The 19,631-nt window shown below is 54.7% G+C and carries 23 protein-coding genes; 15 read left to right on the plus strand and 8 right to left on the minus strand.

Annotation, left to right across the window (positions count from 1 at the left end; all coding sequences use genetic code 11):
- Positions 1 to 69 precede the first annotated feature (69 nt).
- Positions 70 to 540, plus strand: a complete 471-nt coding sequence (locus ABWV33_RS15170; RefSeq protein WP_353331929.1) for a MarR family winged helix-turn-helix transcriptional regulator — start codon at positions 70 to 72, stop codon at positions 538 to 540.
- On the opposite strand, the gene ABWV33_RS15175 is transcribed toward ABWV33_RS15170, so the two are convergent.
- The gene (locus ABWV33_RS15175) at positions 537 to 1,202 is read right to left on the minus strand and encodes an SOS response-associated peptidase (protein ID WP_353331931.1); all 666 of its coding nucleotides are present in this window, start codon (positions 1,200 to 1,202) and stop codon (positions 537 to 539) included. The two genes, ABWV33_RS15170 and ABWV33_RS15175, sit on opposite strands and share 4 nt — an antisense overlap.
- Before the next feature lie 98 nt (positions 1,203 to 1,300).
- Positions 1,301 to 2,878, minus strand: coding sequence for a bifunctional metallophosphatase/5'-nucleotidase (locus tag ABWV33_RS15180; protein WP_353331933.1), 1,578 nt, complete (start codon positions 2,876 to 2,878; stop codon positions 1,301 to 1,303).
- A 141-nt stretch (positions 2,879 to 3,019) separates the two neighbouring features.
- Between ABWV33_RS15180 and ABWV33_RS15185 the strand changes: the two genes are divergently transcribed.
- The 4 genes from ABWV33_RS15185 to arsC are packed head-to-tail and all read left to right on the plus strand — an operon-like array spanning position 3,020 to position 5,182.
- Positions 3,020 to 3,358 (plus strand): DUF952 domain-containing protein, encoded by a 339-nt coding sequence (locus ABWV33_RS15185; protein WP_353331935.1) that lies wholly within the window; start codon positions 3,020 to 3,022, stop codon positions 3,356 to 3,358.
- On the plus strand, positions 3,355 to 3,786 hold the full coding sequence (locus ABWV33_RS15190; protein ID WP_113825909.1) for a DUF1330 domain-containing protein: 432 nt from the start codon (positions 3,355 to 3,357) through the stop codon (positions 3,784 to 3,786). The genes ABWV33_RS15185 and ABWV33_RS15190 overlap by 4 nt, the downstream gene beginning before the upstream one ends.
- A complete protein-coding gene (locus ABWV33_RS15195; protein ID WP_353331937.1) occupies positions 3,783 to 4,841 on the plus strand; it encodes a quinone-dependent dihydroorotate dehydrogenase in 1,059 nt (352 codons plus the stop codon). Before ABWV33_RS15190 ends, ABWV33_RS15195 begins: the two co-directional genes overlap by 4 nt.
- The gene (gene arsC / locus ABWV33_RS15200) at positions 4,838 to 5,182 is read left to right on the plus strand and encodes an arsenate reductase (glutaredoxin) (protein ID WP_353331939.1); all 345 of its coding nucleotides are present in this window, start codon (positions 4,838 to 4,840) and stop codon (positions 5,180 to 5,182) included. The genes ABWV33_RS15195 and arsC overlap by 4 nt, the downstream gene beginning before the upstream one ends.
- Here the strand turns inward: arsC and ABWV33_RS15205 are convergent.
- Genes ABWV33_RS15205 through ABWV33_RS15215 form a run of 3 tightly spaced genes read right to left on the minus strand, consistent with a single transcriptional unit; the run spans position 5,179 to position 7,449 of the window.
- On the minus strand, positions 5,179 to 6,501 hold the full coding sequence (locus ABWV33_RS15205) for an MATE family efflux transporter (protein ID WP_353331941.1): 1,323 nt from the start codon (positions 6,499 to 6,501) through the stop codon (positions 5,179 to 5,181). The genes arsC and ABWV33_RS15205 overlap by 4 nt on opposite strands.
- 7 nt (positions 6,502 to 6,508) lie before the next feature.
- A complete protein-coding gene (locus tag ABWV33_RS15210) occupies positions 6,509 to 7,030 on the minus strand; it encodes a PaaI family thioesterase (RefSeq protein WP_164622406.1) in 522 nt (173 codons plus the stop codon).
- Entirely contained in the window at positions 7,030 to 7,449 is a 420-nt protein-coding gene (locus tag ABWV33_RS15215) for a PaaI family thioesterase (protein WP_113825904.1), read from the minus strand. The genes ABWV33_RS15210 and ABWV33_RS15215 overlap by 1 nt, the downstream gene beginning before the upstream one ends.
- A gap of 115 nt (positions 7,450 to 7,564) precedes the next feature.
- On the opposite strand from ABWV33_RS15215, the gene ABWV33_RS15220 reads away from it, so the two are divergent.
- From ABWV33_RS15220 to ABWV33_RS15260, 9 genes are all read left to right on the plus strand, one after another.
- Entirely contained in the window at positions 7,565 to 7,948 is a 384-nt protein-coding gene (locus ABWV33_RS15220; protein ID WP_113825903.1) for a MerR family transcriptional regulator, read from the plus strand.
- A 148-nt stretch (positions 7,949 to 8,096) separates the two neighbouring features.
- On the plus strand, positions 8,097 to 8,288 hold the full coding sequence (locus tag ABWV33_RS15225; protein WP_147232909.1) for a hypothetical protein: 192 nt from the start codon (positions 8,097 to 8,099) through the stop codon (positions 8,286 to 8,288).
- 202 nt (positions 8,289 to 8,490) lie between these two features.
- On the plus strand, positions 8,491 to 8,892 hold the full coding sequence (locus tag ABWV33_RS15230) for a MerR family transcriptional regulator (RefSeq protein WP_113825901.1): 402 nt from the start codon (positions 8,491 to 8,493) through the stop codon (positions 8,890 to 8,892).
- Between the two features lie 43 nt (positions 8,893 to 8,935).
- Complete coding sequence (locus ABWV33_RS15235) at positions 8,936 to 10,714, plus strand: acyl-CoA dehydrogenase C-terminal domain-containing protein (protein ID WP_353331944.1); 1,779 nt, start codon at positions 8,936 to 8,938, stop codon at positions 10,712 to 10,714.
- A gap of 54 nt (positions 10,715 to 10,768) precedes the next feature.
- Entirely contained in the window at positions 10,769 to 10,981 is a 213-nt protein-coding gene (locus ABWV33_RS15240) for a hypothetical protein (RefSeq protein WP_113825899.1), read from the plus strand.
- 91 nt (positions 10,982 to 11,072) lie between these two features.
- On the plus strand, positions 11,073 to 11,708 hold the full coding sequence (locus tag ABWV33_RS15245; protein WP_353331946.1) for a glutathione S-transferase family protein: 636 nt from the start codon (positions 11,073 to 11,075) through the stop codon (positions 11,706 to 11,708).
- Between the two features lie 10 nt (positions 11,709 to 11,718).
- Complete coding sequence (locus ABWV33_RS15250; RefSeq protein ID WP_113825897.1) at positions 11,719 to 12,930, plus strand: acetyl-CoA C-acetyltransferase; 1,212 nt, start codon at positions 11,719 to 11,721, stop codon at positions 12,928 to 12,930.
- A complete protein-coding gene (locus ABWV33_RS15255; protein WP_164622404.1) occupies positions 12,930 to 13,418 on the plus strand; it encodes a cupin domain-containing protein in 489 nt (162 codons plus the stop codon). The genes ABWV33_RS15250 and ABWV33_RS15255 overlap by 1 nt, the downstream gene beginning before the upstream one ends.
- Positions 13,411 to 15,615, plus strand: coding sequence for a 3-hydroxyacyl-CoA dehydrogenase NAD-binding domain-containing protein (locus tag ABWV33_RS15260; RefSeq protein WP_353331949.1), 2,205 nt, complete (start codon positions 13,411 to 13,413; stop codon positions 15,613 to 15,615). Before ABWV33_RS15255 ends, ABWV33_RS15260 begins: the two co-directional genes overlap by 8 nt.
- Before the next feature lie 93 nt (positions 15,616 to 15,708).
- Here ABWV33_RS15260 and ABWV33_RS15265 read toward each other — a convergent pair whose 3' ends face one another.
- From ABWV33_RS15265 to ABWV33_RS15275, 3 genes are all read right to left on the minus strand, one after another.
- The gene (locus ABWV33_RS15265) at positions 15,709 to 16,374 is read right to left on the minus strand and encodes a Hint domain-containing protein (protein WP_353331951.1); all 666 of its coding nucleotides are present in this window, start codon (positions 16,372 to 16,374) and stop codon (positions 15,709 to 15,711) included.
- A 237-nt stretch (positions 16,375 to 16,611) separates the two neighbouring features.
- The gene (locus ABWV33_RS15270) at positions 16,612 to 17,256 is read right to left on the minus strand and encodes a sulfotransferase family 2 domain-containing protein (protein WP_353331953.1); all 645 of its coding nucleotides are present in this window, start codon (positions 17,254 to 17,256) and stop codon (positions 16,612 to 16,614) included.
- A gap of 8 nt (positions 17,257 to 17,264) precedes the next feature.
- Complete coding sequence (locus tag ABWV33_RS15275; protein WP_353331955.1) at positions 17,265 to 18,206, minus strand: DMT family transporter; 942 nt, start codon at positions 18,204 to 18,206, stop codon at positions 17,265 to 17,267.
- Positions 18,207 to 18,391: 185 nt separating this feature from the next.
- On the opposite strand from ABWV33_RS15275, the gene ABWV33_RS15280 reads away from it, so the two are divergent.
- Positions 18,392 to 19,405: a hypothetical protein gene (locus ABWV33_RS15280; protein WP_353331957.1), complete on the plus strand. Its 1,014-nt coding sequence runs from the start codon at positions 18,392 to 18,394 to the stop codon at positions 19,403 to 19,405.
- Positions 19,406 to 19,631 lie beyond the last annotated feature (226 nt).

Below are 19,631 nucleotides of genomic sequence, written 5' to 3' on the forward strand. Positions count from 1 at the left end.
ACCATATTTATCTTGTCAATATTGATCACTTAACTAAATTGTCTTTGGTAATCAGGGAAGACATGCCTCATGTGCATTTACCATCTTGCTGGCCACCTTATCCGGCGTGTCAATCAAATCTCGGTCGCCACGTTTTTGGACAGCATGCAGCGTGCGGGCATTCAACTGACCCCGGTTCAATATTCTGCGCTTGCAACCATCCAATCCGTCCCCGGTATTGACCAAGCAACACTTGCCGGGCGGATCGCCTATGATCGCGCTACGTTGGGCAAAGTCATCGACCGATTAGAACAACGGGCCTTGGTGGAAAGATCCGTGTCCCCAAAAGACCGGCGTTCAAAATGTTTGTCTCTCTCCCCCTTGGGGCAACAGGTTTTGGCTCAAGCCCAACCGCTTGTGGAGTCCGCACAACCGAAAATGATGGCCGGATTAACCGAGGGGGAACAAACTCAACTCCTTGCATTGCTGGACAAAATTGCAATCTCCGGCAACAAACAAAGCCGCGCGCCTTTGGTCCAAAACGCACCTCAAAGCGATTAAGCGTCGAAGGGTTCAATCAACTCTGGACCGCTGGAGCGGTTTGAGTTCACCTTTGGGTCGACGCGGTGGTATGTCAGCGTGTTATCCGGCGTGGCCTGCATCAATCGTGCCGCGCCTTTGCCCTCTTCCCCCAGCCATAAAGACCACTGGTGCGGTTCCAATATGACCGGCATGCGATGGTGAATGTTCGATATGCTGTCATTTGCGCCCGTTGTCACAATCGCACAGGTAGGCTTGCGCTCGTCTGCGGATCCCCAATCCTGCCAAATTCCGGCAAACGCGATCGGGGCGCCATCCTGACGATGGATGTACCATGGCAATCGCGTTTCTTGGGAGGACTTGGTCCATTCATAAAATCCAGTGGCAACCATCAGGCAGCGTCGCATCCGACAAGCGTCGCGAAAGGCTGGTTTTTCAGCCAATGTTTCGCTGCGGGCATTGATCAACAACGGCCCTGCATTTTCGGCTTTGTACCAATGCGGAATAAACCCCCATCGCATGGGTAAAAGTTGGCGGCCGGTTTCCCCGCTTCGAACCACATGCACTTGATTGGTAGGGCAAACGTTGAAGTTTGGCACCTCAGGAAGGGTGTTCGCAGGCTGGGCCGCAAATAATTGCGCCATCGCGTCATTGGGCAGGGTTACAGCAAAGCGTCCGCACATCCCTCAACCTAAACTTACGTATGGATGGATGGCCAGACCCCAAATGAAAACGGCCGCGCCTATTGGCGCGACCGCTGATACTAAGTCCAAAAACTGGATTATTTCTGAACGATACGGCCATCCACATAGGGTTGATAAGGCGCATGCTCAGCCAAGTATTCGGCTGTGACATCGGCCAAATCAGGGCCAAAGTCATAGGCGTTTTTGTCATCCCCCGCGAACATTTTGAAACCATCGCCGCCCTTACGCACATAGTCGTTGGTTACGACTAGATAGGTCTGCGCGAGATCGATCGGTACGAAGCCATCTTCGCTCGCAACCATGACCTCAGAGATACGCCCTTCGTTTGGCGCTATGGATTGATCCCAGACAAATGTCATACCAGCGACCTGCAGGAACCGGCCTTTGGATTCCTCAACCTGGCTAACCCCATGCTCAAGTGCTTCGACAAGCACTTTACCACTTATCTCGAATGTAGAGAGCGTGTTTTGGAATGGCAGCACGGTCAGGACTTCGCCCATCGTGACATCTCCCGCATCAATGGAGGCTCGAATGCCTCCTGAATTGGAAATTGCGATGGTCACGCCCTGATCTGCTACACGTTCTAGCATCGCGTCAGCAACAAGATTGCCCATCTGGCATTCTCCGGCGCGACAGACCGCGCGATCCCCTTCGATAGCCGTCGCAGCGCTTGCAACGACCTTGTTTCGAATTTCATCCAGAGGTTCGGCCAAGTCAGCGATCCGAGCAACCGTTTCACCGTCCTCAAACACGGAGCCATCCATAATGAGCGGTTCACCCGATGCAGCAGTCACGTTGCCATCATCATCAAACGTAACATTCAGTTCACCCAGAAACTTGCCGTAAGCATAGGCTTGAACAATCTGCACGTCATTAACGACCGTGGGATACGGACCCACTGCCTTTTCAGCGACGTTGGACAAATAGGTATTGGAATGCCCACCAACGATAACATCAACGCCTGTGGTTCCCGCAGCCACACGTTGGTCAACTGCGTATCCAGAATGGCTGAGCACAATGATCTTGTTCACACCCTCAGCCGTCAGCCTGTCCACTTCGCCCTGTACCGCAGCGATCGGGTCGCTAAAGGTGATATTCGGTCCCGGCGAGGCCAACTCATTCGTATCTTCAGGAGTGAGACCAATCAGGCCGATCTTTTCCCCCCCCTTTTCGATCACCGTCGATTTCTTGAGCGTATCCGCCAGTTGCGGTTCTTTGCTGACATCCGCGTTGGACATCAGAACAGGGAAGCCAACAGCATCCATGAACCCACGCAGAACTTCGGGGCCATCGTCAAACTCGTGGTTGCCGACAGTCATCCCATCATAGCCGAGCTTGTTCATCATCTCGGCAGCAACTTTGCCTTTGTAATAAGTGTAAAACAGCGAGCCCTGAAATTGGTCACCACCGTCCACAAGTACGGAATTTCCGGCCCGAGCACGTGCGTCTGCAATTGCTGTTACCAGTCGTGCAGATCCACCAAAACACTTGCCTTCGGCGTTGTCGCCATCCCGGCAACCGCTGTCGTATTTGCTGATCGGTTCAAATCGCGCGTGAAAATCATTGGTGTGTAAAATGGTTAGCTTGTATTCAGCCGCCGCCATGCCAGCCGTCAGGCCCAACGCAGCAACCGAAGTTAGAAATCGGGTCAACATGTTAACTCTCCCAGTTGTTTCTTTTTTCCTAGATCGTGCGCTGCCAAGCCTGCGGAGTCAAAGGTCCTGTCAAGCGACGTAGGGGGAATTTGGGGCGGATTGACGCTTGATTCCCATGTCTGGCCAAGGCATCACCCCCCTATGCTGATCTATAAAATCTTTCGCGCGGACGAATGGGCCGCGCTGCAGGCCGAGGGCGAAACCAGCGGGGCTCCGATTGATCTGAGCGACGGGTTTGTTCACTTTTCAACTGCGACGCAGGCTGCGGAAACTGCTGCCAAGCATTTCGCTGGCGTCACAGGATTAACCCTGTTGGCCTGCGAAGGTGATTCAATGGGCGATGACCTGAAATGGGAAGTGTCCCGTGGAGGGGCGGAATTCCCGCACCTTTATCGCGTGTTGCGCATGTCAGATGTGATATGGGCGACAGACTTGCCATTTGTAGATGGCATGCACCAGTTTCCGGAGGACATGCTATGACCCGCTACATCGATCCGGATCGCGCCCAATTCGAAGCCTTCAAAAACTTGGACCGGGATCATCCGATCGAGATGCTTAATCTGGTTCGGTTCAAAGACACTGCGACCTATCCAGAGGGCCACTCTTTGGCCGATCAAAAATTGAGCGGCGCCGAAGCATATGCCAACTATGGTGCAGAAAGCGGCCCGATATTCGCGAACCTAGGCGGTAAGATCATCTGGCGTGGCGGGTTTGAAACAACCTTGATCGGACCCGGCGACGAGGTATGGGATCAAGTGTTTGTGGCACGTTACCCTGATGCGCATGCCTTTCTCGCCATGGTTAGCGACCCTAACTATCAAAAAGCAGTTGTTCATCGCCAAGCCGCCGTTGAAACATCTCGCCTGATCCGGTGCGGCGCGACTGAAACCGGGGGGACATTCGGATGAACCTGACAGAACGGCTGGGCCTTGCCGCCCTGCACAAAGTTGACCCGGAAACGGCCCATGGCCTTTCGATAAAGGCGCTGAAATCGGGTTTAACGCCGACACCGGGCCCCGTGACATCAGATCGTTTGCGCACAACCGTCGCCGGCCTGAGCCTGCCAAACCCGGTTGGTCTAGCTGCTGGATTTGACAAGAACGCCGAAGCGCTTGCGCCGCTTGCGCAATCTGGTTTTGGCTTTATCGAAGTCGGCGCCGCCACCCCGCGCCCACAACCCGGCAACCCAAAACCGCGCCTATTTCGCCTGACCGAAGACAAGGCTGCGATCAACCGGTTCGGTTTCAATAACGAAGGCATGGAGGCCATTGGTGCCCGTCTGGCACAGCGCCCCAAAAACGCAGTAATCGGCCTGAACTTGGGTGCAAACAAAGACAGCGAAGATCGCCCCGCCGATTTTGCCCGTGTTCTGGCCCATTGCGCAGCGCATTTGGATTTTGCGACCGTCAATGTGTCATCACCCAACACGGAAAAGCTGCGCGATTTGCAGGGTAAGGCCGCTTTGACGGCCCTGCTGGCCGGGGTCATCGAAACCCGGGATACATTGCCACGCGCCCTGCCCGTCTTTCTGAAAATCGCCCCTGATCTGACCGACGAAGAGCTGGCCGATATTGCCGATGTTGCCCGTGACACTGGGGTAGACGCGGTCATAGCGACCAATACAACTCTGTCACGCGAGGGATTGCAAAGCAGCCACCGGGATCAAGCTGGTGGGTTATCTGGTGCACCGTTGTTTGAAAAATCGACCCGCGTCGTTGCACGCCTGAGCAAATTGTTGAATGACGATGTGCCGTTAATCGGCGTTGGTGGCATCAGCTCCGCCGATCAGGCCTATGCCAAGATTTGCGCTGGGGCGTCTGCAGTTCAGCTTTATACTGCGATGGTCTTTGGTGGTCTGTCCCTTGCTGCGGATATTGCGCGCGGTCTGGACACACTGTTGGAACGTGACGGGTTTAAAACCGTTGCAGATGCGGTCGGTAGCAAACGCGAGGATTGGCTGTGATTGAATATTGGCACAATCCGCGGTGTTCGAAATCTCGGGCCGGCTTAGCTCTTCTGGAAGAGCGTGGTGCGGACGTAACGGTCCGCAAATATCTGGAAGATGGCCCAGATCTGGCAACGTTGATGGCCACAAGGGTCGCGCTTGGGAATCCTGCGGTTAGCGAGATGATGCGGACCAAAGATGCGATCTTTAAAGAGCTGGGTCTGAGCAAAACAGATGCAGATGAAGCATTGCTTACTGCTATGGCGAAACACCCAGCCCTTATTGAACGCCCCATCGCCATCAATGGGGACCGCGCCCGAATTGGGCGCCCCACCGAAGCGTTACTTGAATTGCTTTAAGCGGCGTTGACCCGTGCTTCCAAGGCCGGGTAGCGCAGCCCAAGCGTGATGCCGCGCGCGGCAAAAGAAATCAACAAGGCCAACCATAGACCGTGGTTGGCCAGCGTTGGAACCAATACAACCACCGCAACACAATAGATGCCAAAGCTGACGACCATCATGTTGCGCATGTCGCGAGTTGCGGTTGCACCAATAAAGATCCCGTCGAGCATGAAGGCAGCCCAGCCCACAACTGGGGTTGCGATCAAGTAAGGCAAATAGAGACGCGCAAACGCACGGACGTCCTCTGAGGTGGTCATGATTTCAATGATCCCACTGCCCCAAATCGCGAACAGGGCTGAAAGAAGACCGGCCACCACAAGCCCCCAAAGGCTACACATCCAAGCAGAGCGCCTGAGCACCGCCAATTGCCGCGCCCCCATCGCTTGGCCCACCAAAGCTTCGGCACCGAAAGCAAAGCCATCCATGGCATGGGCCGTGATCATCAAAAACTGCATCAGCACTTGATTGGCAGCCAAAGTAACGTCGCCAAATCCGGCTCCAAACAGCATGAAAGACACGATCATCGCCTCTAACATCAGCGAACGCACCATAATGTCCGCATTGACAGAAACCATGTGTTTAAGACGGGCTGCATCAAACACCTGCCCCCAATGCCGCCAATCTGGCCGGGCAAACGTATCTCGGCAGAACCACAGCCCCAATGCAAGCCCACTCCACTCGGCCAAGAACGTGGCAAACGCAACGCCGGAAACGCCCCACCCCAACCCCAGCACAAACCAGAAATCCAGAGCGATGTTCAAGCCGTTCATCCACAACTGAATGACAAGAACGGCGCGCGTGCGTTCTTGCGCAATCAGCCACCCGGTAATGCCAAACATCGCAATGGCCGCCGGCGCAGACCAAATCCTGATCTGCATGTAGTCACGGGTGAGCCCTTCGACTTCGGCGCTTGCCGGGGAGATCTGGAAGGCAGCCCAGAGCATGGGAATTTGCAACGCGATGATCGCCAAGCCAGCGCAGCCACCTATCAACAAGGCCCTGGTGAGCAAAGCTGCGACTTCGGCCCGGTTGCCCGCCCCAAACGCCTGGCTGGTCAGACCCGTCGTTCCCATCCGTAAGAACCCAAAGATCCAATAAACGGCCGACAGCACGATCGCGCCAATGCCCACAGCGCCAATCGGGGCAGCTGCCCCAAGCTGCCCAACCACGCCAGTATCCACAGCCCCCAAGATGGGACCGGTTGCATTGGACAACACAATGGGCACGGCAATGTACAAAACGCGGCGATGCGTAATTGGGTTTGGGTCCAGCCTCACAACGATATCAATCCGTTTTTAGGGGCTTCACGTTGGGCATTAAGAAGTGCCCTGTTGCCTGTGCGAACAGCTTATCGTGGTTGTCTTGCCAAGCCTCGACACGCACAGATGCATAGCGCCGCCCAGACCGACTTACGGTTGCACGTGCATAGGCGTCGCGCGGCAGGCCAGACCGCAGGTAATCGACGGTAAAATCAATCGTTTTGGGGAAATCGGGCGCATCGCCTGATCGCACCTCCTCTGGCGTCAAATCCCCGGCTTCAATCAAGGGATACAAATGCCACCAGCTGAGCGTGATAATTGAGGTCACTTCGAGAAACGCCGCCGTAACGCCTCCGTGCAGCGCAGGCAGAAACGGATTTCCAATCAATTTGTCATCAAAGTTCAAAACGCCTGTCAGCTCATCCCCGCGCCGATCAAATGTGATCCCCAGAAATTGAACATAGGGAATCCCTTCGACCAATGCGTTTAACGTTTCGTCGCGGCGTTTTTTGACAACTTGCATCGGTTCGGGTTTGGAACGGGCCATTAGCGGGACTCCACTGTGAATGCGCCAGTGGCTGTGGCGACGGGATTGTCTGAATCATCATCCGTAGCCGTCGCCCGAACAAACGCAACATTTCGCGTGATGTGGTAACACGTAGCCGTCGTGACAATTGCCTGCCCAGGCGTAGCTGCGCGCATGTAATCAATCCTAAGATCAATTGTTGCTGTTCCCGCAGGAGCCGCAGGGTGGCTCATCACAGCGGCCCCACAGCAGGTGTCCATCATTGCTGAAACCGCCCCACCATGAATGACTCCACTGCGTGGGTCGCCAACCAGCTGATCACTATATGGCATTGAAATTGTTGCCGTTCCGCCGTCGATATGAGTCAATTCGAGGCCAAGCGCCTTTGCATGGGGAATTGCTTGAATAAATTGTCGAGCCAGTTTGACTTTGTCGATCATGCGCCGCGTCCTACCTTAGGGTTGTCCCTTTATGACCGGCCATTCGACAAAAGGGCAAGCCCACCTGTTGCGCTTGACGGAACGACGCCATAGGTTGCGCGCAAGGAGATTGCTAATGTCTGACACACGCCTGTCATTCAAGGAGATGTGCGCTGAATTTGATGTCACGCCGCGCACGCTTCGGTATTATGAATACATCGAGCTTTTGCAACCAGATCGCGAAGGCCGGTCCCGCTATTATGGTGCCCGCGAACGTGCTCGGATGAAATTGATCATGCGGGGGCGTCGATTCGGCTTTCCGCTAGAAGAGATTCGTCAGTGGCTTTTGATTTACGAACACGAAGGCAACCTTGCTCAGATGGAAGCCTTTGTGCGCAATGCCGAGGTTCAGCTGAGTGAGCTGGAATCACAAAAACAGCAGCTCGAAGAAGCCATGAATGAGCTCATCCAGCTACGCGAAGAAACCAAACAGGACCTGGCCGCAGGTAAGATCTCTTAGGTCTGCGGCGGTTTCACGTCCGCAAATGAGCCGTGCACATTCTGGTGAGTGCTGCCTAAGTTGATTGTCACGTGATCGCTGTCGGGCCATTCTGCCTTGGCAGCGGAATCGTTTTAAAGGCTGCTGAAACCACAGATAAGGAGTGAACATGAGACATTCCCACATTGTGATTCTGTTTTGTGCAGCTTTTGCGCTGTCCGCCTGTGATACGGGCCCGAACGGCTATGGCACAGCACCCGCTGGAATTTCTCAATCAAATTGGGACGCCAAAGTCGCTGCAGAGAGAGACGCCCGACGTCAATATTACTCTGGCCCGCGCGGCGGTCATTCAGGTCGTTAAACAGAAATCCCATGCAAAGCACCACGCAAACGCTTCTATTCGGGGCGAAACTTTCCTGCGTGGAACATGGACATTTCGTTTTGATCTTACGTCAAGAACTTCGTGACGCAGCGTTCGGCTTACGCGAACGTCAACCAATGTTGTAAATTGAAAACCGAGACAACACCTCACCTTCATGACGCATGTGATGAGAGTTCGAGACATGACTGATGACACAATGACAATCCGCGAGATGTGCGACGCATATGATGTGACACCGCGCACCCTGCGGTTTTACGAATCCAAGGAACTTTTGTTCCCATTTCGTGAGGGCCAAAAGCGCCTGTTCACGAAACGCGACCGTGCACGGTTGAAATTGATCCTGCGGGGCAAGCGATTTGGCTTTAGCCTCGAGCAAATTCGACAGCTCCTGGATTTGTACAACACAGACGACCAGCAGCTGACACAGTATTCACGCACGTATGAAATTGCCCGTGAGCGGTTGGCTGACATGGTTTCTCAACGTGATGAGCTAAATCAGGCGATCGAAGACCTGAAAGAGCAACTCAAATGGGGCGAAAACATTATCGCCTCGATGGAAAAATCCGAAAAGGCTGCTGAATAAGCAGCCTCCTCTCCTCTTCACCAAAATCTCAGGGATCCTCTTCATGCCCATTTACAATGCCCCGACAAAAGACACTCAGTTCTTGCTGCACGATGTTCTCAAAATCTCCCAATCGGATATCCCGGGATATAACGAGCTAGACGCAGATTTCACCGGCGCCATTCTCGAAGAAGCGGGTAAGATCAGCTCCAATGTTCTTCATCCGCTGAATGTCGTCGGAGACACCGAAGGCTGCCGTCTCGAAAATGGCGTCGTTCGCACTCCGACTGGCTTTAAAGAGGCATTCGAAGAGGTCAAAGCAGGCGGTTGGACCGGTCTGGACATGCCCGAAGAATTTGGCGGTCAGAATATGCCGTACGTGATGGGTACAGCGGTTGGAGAGATGTTCTCGGCATCGAACAGCGCATTCACCATGTATCAGGGTCTTACCCACGGTGCTGCTTCGGCCATTCTGGCGCACGGCACGGACGAGCAGAAAAACACGTACCTTCCCAAGATGGTCAGCTGTGACTGGACTGGCACAATGAACCTGACGGAACCGCATTGCGGCACCGATCTGGGCCTGATGCGCTCGAAAGCAGAGCCGCAGGCGGATGGCTCGTACAAAATCACCGGACAAAAGATCTTTATCTCGTCTGGTGACCACGACATGGCCGACAACATCGTGCATCTGGTTTTGGCGAAAATCGTTGGGGGCCCCGAAGGCATCAAAGGCGTGTCGCTGTTCATCGTGCCCAAGTACATTGTGAACGAAGACGGCTCGCTGGGCGATCGCAACCCAGCCACCGTTGGCAAGATCGAAGAAAAAATGGGCATTCACGGCAACTCCACTTGTGTGATGAACTATGACGGTGCCGTTGGGTACCTGCTGGGTGAAGAGCATAAAGGTATGCGCGCCATGTTCACCATGATGAACGAGGCCCGTTTGGGTGTCGGCATGCAAGGCCTGTGCCAAGCAGATGCCGCCTATCAAAACGCTGTGGAATACGCCAAGGACCGCCTTCAGGGCCGTGCTGTAACCGGTGTTCAGAACCCCGAAGGCCCTGCCGATCCCTTAATCGTGCACCCAGATATTCGCCGCAACCTGATGGATCAGAAATCCTTCATCGAAGGCGCGCGCGCGTTCATTCTGTGGGGCGCGTCGATGATCGATGCTGCGCACCGGAAGGAAGATAAAGATGCAGACGGTCTGATTTCGCTGCTGACGCCGGTTATCAAAGGCTTCCTGACTGACGAAGGCTATGACATGACCGTTCAGGCGCAGCAGGTTTATGGCGGCCATGGCTACATCGAAGAATGGGGCATGTCGCAGTACACACGCGATGCCCGAATCGCAATGATCTACGAGGGTGCCAACGGTGTCCAAGCCTTGGATCTGGTGGGTCGTAAGCTGGCCGCCGATGGTGGCAAACATGTGATGGCGTTCTTTGAAATGGTGAAATCCTATATCAAAGAAAATTCTGGTCAGGATGAAGCTTTTGATCGTGATTTCCTTGAGCCGCTGAAAGCAGCCTCAAAGGATCTGCAAGCCGCTGGTATGTATTTCATGCAAAATGCAACCAACCCAAACAATGCATTGTCCGGTTCTTATGACTTCATGCACATGTTTGGTCACGTCTGCCTGGGTCTGATGTGGGCCCGCATGGGCAAGGCGTCGTTGGACGCATTGGCAAACGGAGCCGAAGACAAAGCGTTCTATGAAACCAAACTGACCACCGGTCGTTTCTACATGGCGCGCCGCCTGCCCGCGACTGCGATGCACCTGACTCGCATCCAAAGCGGTGGTGACACTGTTATGTCACTGGACGCCGTCAACTTCTAAACGGCAAACTGGCTTCGGGCTGATTTGCCCGAAGCCAATACACCAGAGGACCTGATGCCAAAACGTTTCCGCCTGACCCGCCGCTTTCCCGTTGCCATGACCGAAGACGGGTATCGCAAACTCAGAAGCTTTTCAAAAGAAGCAGGGTTGGATGAAGGCGAAGCGCTTTCGTTTCTGTTTGAGAATTTCAACAGTGTGATTCACGAGGAAAACCTGACTCACCGGCTGCGTCTATTCAATGCAGAGCTTGAAGATCGCAAGCGTTAAGCCGCCCTTTGGGAACGCACGACTTTGCACCGTTGAACGCCTGCGACGGCACGCCCGACGCAGAAACATAACCGCCTAGGGAGGGCGCGATATGACAATCAAACTGTATTGCTTTGGAGAAAGCGGAAACTCCTACAAAGCTGCACTTGCCCTCGAACTCAGCGGGTTGGAGTGGGAGCCGGTTTTTGTTGACTTCTTCAACGGCGAAACCCGCACGCCGGAGTTTCGTGAACTGAACGAACTGGGTGAAGCCCCATTTCTGGTCGATGGTGACTTCAAAACCGGGCAATCCGGTGCCATTCAGGCTTATGTGACCGAAAAATCAGGTAAATTCGGCGGTCAAACCTCCGAAGAGAACTACGAGATTTTCCGCTGGGTTCTGTGGGACAATCACAAGTTCAGCTCGATGGCTGGCTTGACCCGTTTCCTGATGAACTTCCTGCCCGAGGATAAGCGGCCGCAGGAAGTCATCGCGTTCAATCAAGGTCGCCTAAAAGCGGCATACGACACGCTGGATAAACACCTAGAGGGCCGCGAGTGGATCGTAGGGGATGGCATGACCAATGCCGATCTCAGCTGCTGCGGCTACCTTTTCTACGACGAACCGTTCGGTTTTGACCGTGCGGATTGGCCGAATATCGATGCCTGGTTGACGCGCCTGAGCGCAACACCTGGCTGGAAACACCCCTATGATCTGATGCCGGGCAACCCGTCAGATCGAGCTTGAGGAGCCCCTTATGACCGAAGCTTATATTTATGATGCACTGCGCACACCGCGTGGCAAAGGCCGCAAGGACGGTGCGCTGCACGAGGTGACCTCGTTGCGCCTGAGCGCCCTGACCCTGAATGCGGTCAAAGAGCGGAATAACCTCGAAGGCCACGCTGTTGAGGACGTGATCTGGGGCAATGTCACCCAGGTTATGGAACAAGGCGCGTGTCTGGCGCGTTCGGCTGTTCTGGCCTCGGAACTGGATCAGTCGATCCCGGGTCTGTCGATCAACCGGTTCTGCGCCAGCGGCATGGAAGCTGTCAATCTGGCGGCAAACCAAGTCAAAGGCGGCGCGGGCGATGCTTATATCGCAGGCGGCGTTGAAATGATGGGGCGCGTGCCCATGGGCAGCGATGGCGCCGCGATCGCGGTTGATCCATCCATTGCAATGGACAGCTATTTCGTTCCTCAGGGGATTTCGGCAGACATCATCGCGACCGAGTATGGCTTTACCCGTGATCAGGCGGATGCATTGGCGGTTGAATCCCAACGCCGCGCGAAACAGGCGTGGGACGAAAACCGGTTCTCAAAATCGGTGATCACCGTCAAAGATCAGAACGGTTTGTCCATTCTGGATCACGACGAATACATGCGCCCCCAGACAGACATGCAGAGCCTTGGCGGTCTGAACCCTGCGTTCCAGATGATGGGCGAGCAGATGCCGGGCTTTGATAAGATCGCCATGCTGAAGTACCCACATCTTGAACGGATCAACCACATCCACCATGCGGGCAACTCGTCCGGTATCGTGGATGGCGCGGCCGCTGTTTTGATCGGCAACAAAGAGTTCGGCGAGAAACATGGCCTAAAACCACGTGCCCGCATCAAAGCGACTGCCAAGATCGGTACCGACCCCACCATCATGCTGACCGGTCCAGTTCCTGTAACGCAAAAGATCCTTGCGGATAACGGGATGAACATCAGCGACTTGGATCTGTTCGAAGTCAACGAAGCCTTTGCAAGCGTTGTCATGCGGTTCCAACAGGCGTTTGATGTCGACCCCGAGCTGGTCAACGTCAATGGTGGGTCTATCGCAATGGGTCACCCATTGGGTGCAACCGGTGCGATCATCATCGGCACGTTGCTGGATGAGCTGGAGCGTCAGGACAAAGAAATGGGTCTTGCCACGTTGTGTATTGCGTCCGGTATGGGTGCCGCCACAATCATCGAGCGCGTCTAATGCCAAAGCTGGATCTGTCGCAAATTCCCTTCCAAGGTGGCTCCGGGTATCCCGGTAAGCTGGCTGAGGCGGGCGCTGGTCGGTTTGTCCAGCGTCTTGGGGATGCAGGCGGGTTGACCCAGTACGGGGTCAACATGGTGCGGCTTGAACCCGGTGGATTATCATCCCTACGCCATTACCATATGGAGCAGGATGAATTTGCCATCGTGATCAGCGGCACCTGCACCTTGGTCGACGATCAAGGTGAACATCAGATGCAGCCCGGCGATTGCGCCACGTTCCCGGCAGGTGAGGCCAACGGCCATCACCTGATCAACACCACCGATGCGCCCACAACCTTTCTGGTGGTGGGCACGCGAACCCCGACCGAGACTGGCTATTACAGCGATATCGACATGATGGTGAAGCAGGATGCCACTGGCTCCGCGTTCACCCGCAAGGATGGCAGCCCTCTAACGGCTGACCAGATCGGAGACACCAATGAGTGAATTTACACTGAGCAAAGACGCAGACGGCGTCGCAACCATCACCTGGGATGTTCCCGGCAAGACCATGAACGTGATGTCGTTCGACGGCCTGGCCCAGTTGGACGCCTGTATTGATGACGCACTGGCAGACGAAGCCGTCAAAGGCATCGTGATCACCAGCGGCAAAGAAGGCTCGTTTGCTGGCGGCATGGACCTGAACCTGCTGGCCGTGATGAAAGAACAGGCGGGCGACGACCCGGCAAAAGGCCTGTTTGAAGGCACGATGAAAATGCACGCCCTGCTGCGCAAAATCGAACGCGCTGGCATGGACAAAAAGACCAACAAAGGTGGCAAACCAATCGCAGCCGCCTTGCCTGGCACTGCTGCCGGCATCGGCCTAGAACTGCCGCTGGCCACACACCGCATTTTCGTCAGCGAAAACCCCAAAGCCAAGTACGGATTGCCTGAAATCCTCGTCGGGATCTTTCCCGGTGCGGGTGGTACCACACGTCTGGCTCGAAAACTGGGCGCAATGGGGGCTTCGCCTTTGCTGCTCGAAGGTAAGATGCTGGACGCGAAGAAAGCCAAAGGCGCGGGCATGGTTGACGAAGTTGTGGCCGATCCAGTCGCCGCAGCCCGTGAATGGGTTCTGAATGCGAAAGACGCCGACATCGTCAAACCCTGGGACGCCAAAGGCGGCAAGATCCCCGGCGGCGCGCCCTACTCGCCCGCGGGTTTCCCAACGTTTGTTGGTGCCGCAGCAATGGTTCACGGCAAAACCCAAGGCGCATTTCCCGCAGCCAAAGCGCTGCTGAGCGCGGTTTACGAAGGGCTGTTGGTCGACTTTGACACTGCTCTGAAAATCGAAGCGCGCTGGTTCACCTCTGTTTTGATGAACCCGTCGTCCGGTGCCATGATCCGCTCGCTGTTTCTGAACAAAGAAGCGCTGGAAAAAGGAGCTGTGCGTCCCAAGGATGTCGCCGATCAGCGCGTCAAAAAGCTGGGCGTTCTGGGCGCTGGCATGATGGGGGCCGGCATCACGTTGGTTTCTGCTCAGGCCGGTATGGAAGTTGTTTTGATCGACCGTGATCAGGCAGCTGCCGACAAGGGCAAGGCCTATACCGAAGCGTACCTCGACAAGGGCATGAAGCGCGGCAAGGTTACCCAAGAGAAGAAAGACGCCATGTTGGGCCGCATCACTGCGACCCCGGATCTGGAGCAGCTCAAAGGCTGTGATCTGATCATTGAGGCCGTATTTGAAGACCCAGCGGTCAAGGCTGACATGACCAAAAAGGTCGAGGCGATCATCCCCGAAGATTGCATCTTTGCGTCGAACACCTCGACCTTGCCGATCACCGGTCTGGCCAAGGCAAGCGTGCGTCCCGATCAGTTCATTGGCATCCACTTCTTCTCACCAGTTGAGAAAATGCTGCTGGTCGAGATCATCAAAGGCAAGGAAACCAGGGATCGTGCCGTCGCTAAGGCGCTGGATTATGTTCGTCAGATCCGCAAAACGCCAATCGTTGTCAACGATGCGCGCTTCTTCTACTGCAACCGTTGCATCATTCCTTATGGCAACGAAGCAACCCGCATGATCACAGAAGGCGTCGCCCCCGTTCTGATCGACAACGCGGCGCGTCAGCTTGGCTTCCCTGTTGGTCCTGTGCAGTTGGGTGACGAGACCTCGATCGATCTGGGCGTACGCATCATGAAGGCCACCAAAGCCGCCATGGGTAACACCTATCCTGCATCTGAAGCCGACGATCTGATCGTTTGGATGGAGGAAGAGGGTCGTTTAGGTCGTAAATCCAAAGCGGGTTATTTCGACTATGACGAAAAGGGCAAGCGCACTGGATATTGGCAGGGTATCCACGATAAGTATCCGCTGGCCGATGAACAGCCCGATCTGATCGAAGTACAGGAACGTCTGATGTTCGCACAGGTGCTGGAAGCCGTGCGCGCATTGGAAGAAGGTGTCGTCGAAGACATCCGCGAAGCGGACGTTGGTGCGATCCTGGCGTGGGGCTTTGCGCCTTGGTCTGGTGGTCCGCTCAGCTGGCTCGACATCATCGGCGCGCCCTATGCGGCCGAGCGTTGTGATCAGCTGACCGCCAAATTCGGCGATCGGTTTGCTTGCCCACCGCTGCTGCGGGAAATGGCCGAAAAGGGTCAGACCTTTTATGGCCGCTTCAACCCGGACGCAAAGTCCGCGGCGTAAGTTAAAAAAACCGGCGCATACTTGATGCGCCGGTTTCTTCGTGAGGCCGAGGGATGGCATCCCGGACCTCGGGACGACCGAATTTAGTTTTGGTCAGATCCGCAAACCGCGATCTGGGTGCACAGGCTTCACTTTCAGGCTCGGCAACTCGTCTGGATGACTGGCCAAGGCGCGAATGTCATTTTCATCCCGCAAATGTTCGACCAACATCCGAGCCGCATCACCGTCCAAGACATCGTACAATGTTGGGCTCAGCGCCCCTTCTTCAAACAGAAGCGGCTGCGGTAAGGGACAATGCGCGAGCATGCCACCTTCGACATAGATCGCCTCATCTTGTTCAAATGTCAGCGTCGTAATCCCAACCCGTTGGCCTGGAATACCCGCTTCAATTCCGCGCACCCCTTCCAGCAGGCGCGCAGGGATGACGGCAAACGGATCCCCTAACGCATCTAGCGCGGCCTCGCATTCAACCAGCATGCCCTGATCAGGCATTAACCATAACTCACGCCGGTTAAACAAAGCCCCTTCTGGCACCAGAACTGGCCTGCGGGATTTCGGAACAATCATGTCTTGCATGAACAGCGTTTCACGCTTGATACCCTTGATCTGCTGCATGGCATGATCAAATGTCAACACCTTGTCTCCGATGGACAAAGCCTCGACTGATCGCCAACCCAGATTGGATACGACTTGCGTTCCCGTTAGAAAACCAGACTGGCCGGTTATCAAAATACCTTCGTCGATGGCGTCATCCGCCATTTCCGGAACCCTACGGCTCCACTTCTCTTTCCACCCGAACACGCGCCTCTTCCCTTGTTGTGGCAGCAGCAAATCGTGGCTTGCCGGATTAACCATATTGTTCAGATAGGAAGCCTGATTCGAGAGACCGATTCAGGCCGAGAAAAGGGCATGATTGTGGCACTGTTCAGACATTTCCAGACAATGCACAACAAAGTCATGGGATTGACGCGGCTGGCTCAACAAACCTGCCACAATTCAAAAACGGTACCCAAACTGCGAAATATCTTGAGCACAAGCTGCCCCCAGTAACTCCGCGCTCTGATCGCTGTAATATCCTCGGTAGTCCAACTTACGTTCCGACTTGTTCTCATGCGGTAACTTTAACGAGAATCCCAGATGCTCTTGCAGCGGTTTAACATCTTCATGAAAATGTTCGATCCGAATGTACAAATCACATTTCACTTGCCCATCCACAGTTTGCATATAGCTACATGCAGGTGACCTACGAAACGCGATCAAAGTATCCGGATGCGTCAGAAAAGCTCCAAAATTCAGCGACTTCGCAAGCTGAACCGAAGGATGATCAAACGTTTGCTTCTGAAGCCAATGATAATAGCTCACAGCGCGGTTCCATGGATTGCGTACCAGTGTAAAGCAAAACTGCGCTTGGATATCCTCGATAGACACCAATCCATCTATGTCCGTTAGGGTTGAATGCTTCCACAACCGCCCGTGCGTTTCGATCCCCTGTACGCGCTTGCGCCTTTGCTTGGCCTTGGGCGTGTCCCCAATCAGGATATCATCCTTTTTCGCACGTGCCTCCAGTGCCAAAGACAGAGAGGTCCCACCGGTTTTGGGAATATGTACAAAAATATAGCCGCGACCGGTCGAGATAATCATGCCTTAGATTAGCCCGGTTTTGCCTCAAGCTGAACCCCCTCGCTCCCCGATCGGATGGCAATGATACCACCTGCAAAGACAATCAGGCCAATCCCAAAGATCTGCCAAACACCAAGCGCCTGCCCAAAAGCGATCCAGGCGAAAACAGGGCCAAAAATCATCACAGAATATTCAAACACCGAAACATAGGTGGCGTCGCCCAATTGATAGGACTTTACCAACATGAACACGGCGATCACGGACCCAAAGGCCTGCAAGATGACCCATGGCAAGGCATCTTCCATCGGCCAAACCCATCCCCGCGTCACAAAGCCAGCAGGGCCTGGCACCGATTGTAATGGAACAACCGCCAAAACAAGCAATCCAATTAGGCCAAGCAAACATAGGGACAGCATCATCCCTCCCAAGAGGGCAACTGTACTCTCGCCTTCGCACAAAGTTCGGGTGGCGATTGCGCCCAGTGCATAGAAAAAACCACCTGCGACGGGCAGCAAAACCATGGCGTCAAAATCCTGAGGATTTGGTTGTAGAACGCTCAGAATACCGATGAAGCCCAATCCAACAGCCACAATGCGCCACGGACCAATCCGGCGTTTCTGCACAAACGTTGTAATCAGCAGGATAAAGATCGGCGAAGTGAATAACCCTGCAAGCGCCTGCGCAATTGGCATCAAGGCCAAGGCGCTGAAATAGAACAACATCCCCACAGCCAGCGCGAGACTACGAACGGCGACGGCCCATCCCCGGTTGGGCGCCAGTCGACCCAAGCCAATCCGAGACATAATGACGATCAACGGGAGCATCATAACACCCCGCAAAAAGTGGAACTGCCACAAGCCGATCGTGTCGGCTAAGCGGGCAATGTAATTGTCGATGATCCCAATTATGGCCATGGCAGCAATCATAAAAATCGCTGCAGATACGGGAGAGTCTTTTTGGCTGGTATGCATGCTCTCTCCCTAGTGCTACGGATTACCGTGTGCTGGTCCGTCTGCGACATCCCAAACAATTTACGACTGTAGATCAAACAGCCACTGGCTTTCTCACGTCATCGTCACATTCCTGTGCTAGGTGTTTGCTGCCCCCACCAAGGCCATGCTAAGCTTTCAAAAAAGCACAGGCACACTCAGCCAGAATGACAGCTCTAAAACAATACGAACGGATCGAGGCAACCGGTCTATGGCGCCGCTCACCTGAGGAGCAAAGGCGCGAAGTCGTCATTTCCATAGGCGATGCCACTCTGACAATCTCCGACTTTAATGATCAGGCGCTGACGCATTGGTCATTAGCCGCGCTGGAACGGCAAAATCCGGGCAGTTTTCCTGCTATCTACCATCCGGACGGAGATCCCGGAGAGACGCTTGAGCTGGAAGGTTCGGAGACAACGATGATCGAAGCGATTGAGCGACTTCATCGTGCCATCGAACGCACGCGCCCGCGCCCCGGAAGGTTACGCTGGATGAGCGTAGCTGGTGTTGTAACCGTGGTCATGGCCGTCTTGTTGCTTTGGCTTCCTGGTGCGTTACAACGTCATGTGGTATCCGTGGTTCCCGAAATCAAACGACAGGAAATTGGACGCGCAGTTCTAGATCGCATCGAGCGTGTCGCAGGAACTGTCTGTCACAGCGAAGAAACCCAGGGTGTTTTGAACAAGCTTGCGCAGCGCACCGGCGTGCGGCGGCTTGCTGTGTTGCCGGGTGGTGTTGCCGACAGCTTACATCTGCCCGGTGGTATCGTGTTACTCAACCGCACCTTAATCGAAGATCACGAAGACCCCGCTGTCGCAGCTGGATATGTTTTGGTTGAACGCGCCCGTGCGCAACATCTCGATCCACTGGCCGAGCTGTTGGACGAAGCCGGCCCTTCTGCCTCTTTCCGATTGTTGACAACTGGTATTTTGACTTCGGAGATTCTAGATCATTACGCGGAGCGTATTCTTTCTGCCCCCCGTCCTGAGCTGCCTGAGGCAGAAGTGCTGAACATCTTTGCGCAGTCCGCCATCCCAACCTCGCCCTACGCCTATGCGCGCGACATCACAGGCGAAGCGGTGATTGGCTTGATTGAGGCGGACCCGATGGCTGGACGCACTTTAGAGCCTGTGCTTTCAGATCGGGATTGGGTTTTGCTGCAAAATATCTGCGGCGAGTAGTGATAGCCACCTTCGTCAGTGACGCCTCCCACCTAGATGGAGGCTAAACGAGGAATGCCTATCATGGCATACGCGGCAGGGCCCTAATTTGGGTGCAACACAAAGGCCTGTGGTGTCCGCAAGAATTAGTGGGCAATGCAAGAATCTTGCATTGAAAACGGAAAACTAGGTAAGAGATCTCAAAATTCGTCCACCAGCTTTTTCGGCTTCAGATTTAGCGGTTTCT

The organism is Phaeobacter sp. NW0010-22, from assembly GCF_040365955.1.
In the GTDB taxonomy this organism is placed as follows: Bacteria; Pseudomonadota; Alphaproteobacteria; order Rhodobacterales; family Rhodobacteraceae; genus OMPR01.

Excerpts from the sequence above, each read along its gene's own strand:
- ABWV33_RS15170 (WP_353331929.1), top strand. The coding sequence starts at position 70 with ATGTGCATTTACCATCTTGCTGGCCACCTTATCCGGCGTGTCAATCAA.
- ABWV33_RS15175 (WP_353331931.1), bottom strand. The coding sequence starts at position 1,202 with ATGTGCGGACGCTTTGCTGTAACCCTGCCCAATGACGCGATGGCGCAA.
- ABWV33_RS15180 (WP_353331933.1), bottom strand. The coding sequence starts at position 2,878 with ATGTTGACCCGATTTCTAACTTCGGTTGCTGCGTTGGGCCTGACGGCT.
- ABWV33_RS15185 (WP_353331935.1), top strand. The coding sequence starts at position 3,020 with ATGCTGATCTATAAAATCTTTCGCGCGGACGAATGGGCCGCGCTGCAG.
- ABWV33_RS15190 (WP_113825909.1), top strand. The coding sequence starts at position 3,355 with ATGACCCGCTACATCGATCCGGATCGCGCCCAATTCGAAGCCTTCAAA.
- ABWV33_RS15195 (WP_353331937.1), top strand. The coding sequence starts at position 3,783 with ATGAACCTGACAGAACGGCTGGGCCTTGCCGCCCTGCACAAAGTTGAC.
- ABWV33_RS15210 (WP_164622406.1), bottom strand. The coding sequence starts at position 7,030 with ATGGCCCGTTCCAAACCCGAACCGATGCAAGTTGTCAAAAAACGCCGC.
- ABWV33_RS15215 (WP_113825904.1), bottom strand. The coding sequence starts at position 7,449 with ATGATCGACAAAGTCAAACTGGCTCGACAATTTATTCAAGCAATTCCC.
- ABWV33_RS15220 (WP_113825903.1), top strand. The coding sequence starts at position 7,565 with ATGTCTGACACACGCCTGTCATTCAAGGAGATGTGCGCTGAATTTGAT.
- ABWV33_RS15225 (WP_147232909.1), top strand. The coding sequence starts at position 8,097 with ATGAGACATTCCCACATTGTGATTCTGTTTTGTGCAGCTTTTGCGCTG.
- ABWV33_RS15230 (WP_113825901.1), top strand. The coding sequence starts at position 8,491 with ATGACTGATGACACAATGACAATCCGCGAGATGTGCGACGCATATGAT.
- ABWV33_RS15235 (WP_353331944.1), top strand. The coding sequence starts at position 8,936 with ATGCCCATTTACAATGCCCCGACAAAAGACACTCAGTTCTTGCTGCAC.
- ABWV33_RS15240 (WP_113825899.1), top strand. The coding sequence starts at position 10,769 with ATGCCAAAACGTTTCCGCCTGACCCGCCGCTTTCCCGTTGCCATGACC.
- ABWV33_RS15245 (WP_353331946.1), top strand. The coding sequence starts at position 11,073 with ATGACAATCAAACTGTATTGCTTTGGAGAAAGCGGAAACTCCTACAAA.
- ABWV33_RS15250 (WP_113825897.1), top strand. The coding sequence starts at position 11,719 with ATGACCGAAGCTTATATTTATGATGCACTGCGCACACCGCGTGGCAAA.
- ABWV33_RS15255 (WP_164622404.1), top strand. The coding sequence starts at position 12,930 with ATGCCAAAGCTGGATCTGTCGCAAATTCCCTTCCAAGGTGGCTCCGGG.
- ABWV33_RS15260 (WP_353331949.1), top strand. The coding sequence starts at position 13,411 with ATGAGTGAATTTACACTGAGCAAAGACGCAGACGGCGTCGCAACCATC.
- ABWV33_RS15265 (WP_353331951.1), bottom strand. The coding sequence starts at position 16,374 with ATGGCGGATGACGCCATCGACGAAGGTATTTTGATAACCGGCCAGTCT.
- ABWV33_RS15270 (WP_353331953.1), bottom strand. The coding sequence starts at position 17,256 with ATGATTATCTCGACCGGTCGCGGCTATATTTTTGTACATATTCCCAAA.
- ABWV33_RS15275 (WP_353331955.1), bottom strand. The coding sequence starts at position 18,206 with ATGCATACCAGCCAAAAAGACTCTCCCGTATCTGCAGCGATTTTTATG.
- ABWV33_RS15280 (WP_353331957.1), top strand. The coding sequence starts at position 18,392 with ATGACAGCTCTAAAACAATACGAACGGATCGAGGCAACCGGTCTATGG.